This window comes from Pseudonocardia sp., assembly GCF_025965585.1.
Taxonomy (GTDB): Bacteria; Actinomycetota; Actinomycetes; order Mycobacteriales; family Pseudonocardiaceae; genus Pseudonocardia.
In genome coordinates this window covers 1-3,445 of sequence record NZ_JAOPWR010000131.1, presented here as the reverse complement: position 1 = coordinate 3,445, position 3,445 = coordinate 1, and the positions used below count along the sequence as shown (strand labels likewise).

Annotated in this window: 2 protein-coding genes and 1 pseudogene; all 3 read left to right on the top strand. The window is 68.5% G+C overall.

Features of this window, described 5'->3' with window-relative positions; genetic code table 11:
* Positions 1–233 (top strand): hypothetical protein (locus JWR81_RS08305; protein WP_297649081.1); only part of this gene is annotated, 233 nt, incomplete at its 5' end.
* A gap of 814 nt (positions 234–1,047) precedes the next feature.
* Positions 1,048–3,336, top strand: coding sequence for a molybdopterin cofactor-binding domain-containing protein (locus JWR81_RS08300; protein ID WP_297649078.1), 2,289 nt, complete (start codon positions 1,048–1,050; stop codon positions 3,334–3,336).
* A gap of 8 nt (positions 3,337–3,344) precedes the next feature.
* A pseudogene (locus JWR81_RS08295) lies at positions 3,345–3,445 on the top strand ((2Fe-2S)-binding protein); the annotation flags it as partial.

The following is a 3,445-nucleotide window of genomic DNA, read 5'->3' as shown; positions in this document are numbered from 1 at the left end:
CGCAATGCCCGGGCCATCAATGGACGACGCACACGCAGAAGGGCTCACGGCAGGAGGAGCACCGCGGCGTGCCCTGGCAGCACACACAACCGCAGTCGACCGGGGCATGCATCAGCACCTCACCGGTGACGTTCGAATCGAACCGATGCCGGCAGACAGGACACACGCCCAACGCGACCGTCACCATGTCGTCCATGCGGCGCATCCTCGTCGCCACGAACCTTGATCGGTGACGATTCCCCCGATCGGAGCTTCCAGGGACTTGCGGGCCAGCGGCCCCCACGACGCCAGCACACCCGTCCACACATCCAACAGGACCTGCTTCCCACCAACGCCCGCCACGATCTCGTTTGCGGAAATGGGCCACGGCCTGACGCAGCGTCTCCACCGTCGCCTCGAGATCGGTGACCTCGAGCGAGAAGCGGTTCCAACCGCCGGACCGGGGAAGACTGCCGTCCGGCATGGCCTGGCCGCCGTCGGCCCCTCCTCCCGGAGCGCTGAGTACGAGCTGCAGGTGGCCGCGGGCGAGCATCGCGAGGGACGGGCCGGATGCAGCACCTCACGGAAGCCGAGGTGTTGGCAGTAGAAGGTGATCGCGGCATCGAGAGGCCCGTCAACGCCCAGCACCGGTGGCGCCGGAAGAGCATTTCCGCGATCATTCGGCGCCGCACCCAAGGTGTATCGCTGCGGGGACTGCCGTCATGGGTGCCGCCGCGTTGGCTGACGATACCAATTCCCCCATGTGGGTGAGATCGGCGACATGCCGGGGCTACATCCCGCCTGTCGCGTCCTGTGCCGCAGATCACCTGTCCCGAACGAGGCCGATCACCTGTCGCCCGGAAGAGTGGTCGGCCCTGCGGGAGGGCCACTCCACGAACCGACTGTGGCCCACCCCTGTGAGCAGCGCGAACCCTCTTTCCAGCACCCTCGTTCTGACGTCAACGTGCCTGACGCGCCTGCCGGTCCACCCGGTAGGTCCGACGAGAGGACCTGTTGATGCCAGCTCATCGCCATTCGACCGCACTGGCGGAGCCGGGGACCCGCGACATGGGACGGCGCAGATTCCTCGGTTACCTCATCGCCGCCCCGACGCTGGCTGTGGCGGTCGGGGCGGGCATCGAGTTCCTCGACGAGGTGCCCGCCCACGCCGCCGTGCCGTCGCCGCCCGAGCCGTCGGACCTCTACGACCTCAGCGACGCGCTCACCGACGCCGCACGGCCCACTGCGAACCTGATCTCGATCGTGGTGAACGAGGACGGCTCGGTGTCGTTCGCGGTGCCGCGGGCCGAATGCGGCCAGGGCATGACGACGGCACTCGCGATGGTGATCGCCGAGGAGATGGACCTGCCGCTGGACAAGGTGAACATGACCCTGGCCGACGCGCGGCCGGAGTTGCTGTTCAACCAACTCACCGGCGGATCGAACACGATCCACGCCATGTACACGCCGGTGCGGGTGGCGGCGGCGATCGCCAAGGGCAAGCTCCTGGACGCGGCGGCCGCGATCATGCAGGAGCAGGCGGCACAGCTCACCAGCCGCGAGGGCCTGATCACCGGCCCGGCCGGGCAGGTTCTCGGCTACGGCGACCTCGCCAAGGCGGCCGCGGTCACGAAGTCCGTCCAGGTCGCCGCGCCGGTGCTCAAGCCCGAGTCGCAGTTCCGGATCGTCGGCAAGCCGACGGGCCGGATCGACGCCCTCGACATCGTCACCGGCCGCAAGAGGTTCGCGATGGACATCGAGGTGCCCGACGCGAAGCCGACCATGGTCTGCCGGGCGCCCACGATCAACGGCACGCCGAAGAAGCTGAAAAACGCCTTCGACGTGATGGCGATGCCCGGCGTCCTGGACCTCGCGATCATCGCCACCGGTGTGGCGGTGCGGGCCGAGACGTTCGGCCAGTGCATGGACGCCATCCGCGCGATGGACGTGACGTGGGGCCCGGGCACCGTCGACGGCGAGTCCGACGAAACCGTCATCGCGAAGCTCAAGGCCGCGACGCTGCCGCTGGCGCCGGCCGCGCCCGGCACGAAGGTGATCGACACCGAGTTCACGTTCGCGTTCGCGAGCAGCAGCCCGCTGGAGACCAACTGCGCCGTCGCCGACGTTCGTGAGGACCGCGCGGAGATCTGGGGCAGCCTGAAGGTGCCGATCACGGCGCTGCAGGAGATCGCGCTGATGCTGGGCATGCCCCAGAGCGCGGTGACGGTGCACGTGGCGCAGGGAGGCGGGTCATTCGGCCGCCACCTGTTCCCCGACGCCGCGAAGGAGGCCGCCGAGGCGTCGCAGAAGATGGGCAAGCCCGTCAAACTGATGTGGCACCGCACGGACGACTTCCGCCAGGGCCGCACGCACCCGATGTGCACCTCGACGATCCGCACCGCCTACGCGGGCGGCAACGTGGTGAGCTTCCAACAGAACCACACCAGCGTGCAGACCGACTTCAGCCACGGCCTCGGCGAGATCATCACGGCCACGGCGGCGAAGCTGCCCGGTGGCAACTACAGCCTGGCCCAGTCGATCTTCCTGCTCACCCAGAACACGCCCTACAACTTCGGCGTGGCCACGCAGCTGCTCAACGAGATCGACCTGAAGTTCAACACCGGCAGCATGCGCAACGTCTACTCCCCCAACGTGCGCTGCGCGCAGGAACTCGTGGTCGACCAGCTCGCCGCCGCGATGGGTCAGGACCCGGTGGAGTTCCGCCGCGCCTTCCTCAAGACCGATCTCCAGCGCTCGGTGCTCGACAAGGCCGCCGAGGTGGGCGAGTGGGGTCGTTCCCTTCCCGACGGCGTGGCCCAGGGCATCGCCGTGCACTGCGAGTACAAGAACACGATGGCGGCGCTGGTGGAGGTCGACACCCGGCCGGACACGGTGAACCGCGAGATCAAGGACGCCATGACGGGCCCGCGTGTCACGCGGGCGACCTACGTGATCGTCCCCGGCAGCTTGTGCATCAACCCGACCGGCCTCGAGGCGATGATGATGGGCGGCCTGATGGACGCCACCTCGATGGCACTCACAGGCAGCCTGCACATGAAGGACGGCATGCCGCTCGAGGGCAGCTGGGACAACTACTTCTACACCCGGCAGTGGAACACCCCGCCGAAGCTGGAGGTCGTGATCATGCCGCCCGACCCGAGCGGCGAGGTCGGCGGCGGCGGCGAGGCAGGCGTGGCGGCGTCCATGGGTGCGATCGCGTGCGCCTACAGCCGCGCCGTCGGGAAGACCCAGACGTTCTTCCCGGTCAACCACAACGACCCGCTGCGCTTCGAGCCCTACCCGCTGGTGCCGCCGATCCCCGAGTCACCTACCGACGGCCTCACGAACCCGCTCTAGGAGCCCCCGTGTCCACACACGTGTTCAACGTCAACGGCCAGCGCGTCTCCGTCGAGTGCGACGACAGCGTCCGGCTGCTCTGGGTGCTGCGCGACCTGCTCGGCATCCA